We start from the raw sequence: 1,791 nt of genomic DNA, 5'->3' as shown, positions 1-1,791 counted from the left end.
GCTTGACGGTCCGTGCGCCGGTGAGCTCGACGGCCAGCGCGTCCAGGACGCGCTGGGCCAGCGTCGTCGTCCGCACCAGGCGCCGGCGCCGGCGGTCGTTGGCGTCGGCGGCGAGCAGGGCCAGGCCACAGACCAGCACGCAGGTGGCGAAGCGGAGGGTCCAGTCGTGCCCGCCGAGGTTGTCGTGCCAGATGCCCGAGGCGACCGACGCCACCAGGGCCAGGGCAGCGACCCCCGCGGTGCGGCGCACGTCGGCGTTGATGGCGGTCAGGACGGCGGCCCCGGCGTAGGCGCCGTTGAGCTGCCGCCCCAGCTGCACGTCGACCGCCACCATCACACCGAGCAGCAGCACGCCGGCCAGCACGGACCGGTTCCCGGCCGTGTTGAGTGCGCGGATGGGTGTCGCCACGTGTCCTCGGTTCGTGCAGCGCCCGGCACGAGGTCCGTCGAGGGCGCAGGGGGTGTGACCGTCGACACCACGATAATGGCCCGGCACCCCGCCGCGTCGAGGTTCTGCACAACCCGGCCCCACGTCGTACGGCCGGGATGCGGGCGCTCATCGGGTGCCCTGGACCCCGACTGCGCCTAGGGTGAGGTCATGTCCCCACCGGGTGCGGGGGGCCGGGGCGTCGGGGGTGAGGTTGTCCGGAGCAGTGAGCGTCGACGTGACGCTCCCCGCCGAGCCCCTGGCTGCGGGGAGCGCGCGGCGTGCCGTACGGGAGTCGCTGGAGGTGTCCGGGGCGACCCACCTGGGTGACGTGGCCGAGCTGGTCGTCTCCGAGCTGGTGACCAACGCCGTCGTGCACGCCGGTACCCGGATCACCGTGCGCATCGCCGCCGAGCCCACCGCCATCCGGGTCGAGGTCGAGGACGGGRGTCGACGCCTGCCGGTCCTGCGCACGTGGGCCGAGACGGCCGGCACCGGACGGGGCCTGCGGATCGTCGACGAGCACGCCGACCGGTGGGGTGTCGACCCGATCGACGACGGGAAGGTCGTGTGGTTCGAGGTCGGCCGGCCGGCCACCCAGGTCCCGCCCAGGCCTCCGGGCGACGGGGGCGCCGGGGAGGAGTCGATCGACATCACCCTGCTCGCCGTGCCGCTGCTCATGCACTGGGCGTGGCAGGAGCACGCCGCGACCCTGTTGCGGGAGTACCTCCTCTACGCGTTGGAGCGGGACGCTCGCGCGCTCGAGGACCACGCCGCGGCCAGCAACGCGCTCAGCGTCCTGGTCGAGCAGGTGCCCCGGCCGCGGCTCCCCTCGGAGCCGGACGCACTGATGGCCAGCGCGGTGGAGCCGACGGTCACCGCCCCGTCGGTGTCGCTGCACCTCTCGACGTCCTCGGTCCGCCACTTCGAAGTCCTCGACGACCTGCTCGTACGAGCCAGGGCGGCTGCGGAGGACGGCCTGCTCCTGAGCCCGCCGACCCAGCCGGAGATGGCGGAGATGCGTGCCTGGTTGTGCGGGGAGGTCGCCGGGCAGGCGGCGGCGGTGGATCCCACGCCCTGGGTCGCGCCGACCGACGTGCACCTCGCCGTCCAGCACGACGCCGACCGTCCTCGCGCGTTCCGCGAGCTCGCCGCGCTCGAGGAGCCCCTGATCGCGACGGACGACACCAGCGTGATCGTGGCCGTGACCCCCGAGGTGGTCGGGCTCCTCGGCTACCACCAGGAGACCGACCTGCTCGGCCGGCGGATCCTCGTGCTGGTCCCCTCCCGGTTCCACCAGGCCCACATCGCCGGCACCACCCTGCACGCGACGCACGGCCGCGACGTCCTGCTCAACCAGTGGC

General features: G+C 74.1%; 2 protein-coding genes. One reads left to right on the top strand and one right to left on the bottom strand.

What is annotated here, in order from left to right; translation table 11 throughout:
• A partial coding sequence (locus tag ACXJKL_RS20370; RefSeq protein ID WP_457208813.1) for a hypothetical protein occupies window positions 1–409 on the bottom strand: 409 nt, incomplete at its 3' end.
• Between the two features lie 244 nt (window positions 410–653).
• On the opposite strand from ACXJKL_RS20370, the gene ACXJKL_RS20365 reads away from it, so the two are divergent.
• Window positions 654–1,791, top strand: a 1,138-nt coding sequence (locus ACXJKL_RS20365; protein WP_457208812.1) for an ATP-binding protein, incomplete at its 3' end; no start/stop codon positions are given.

The organism is Nocardioides sp. P5_C9_2 (assembly GCF_054049555.1).
The sequence above is the reverse complement of the archived record's forward strand: the minus strand, read 5'-3'. Positions and strand labels throughout refer to the sequence as shown.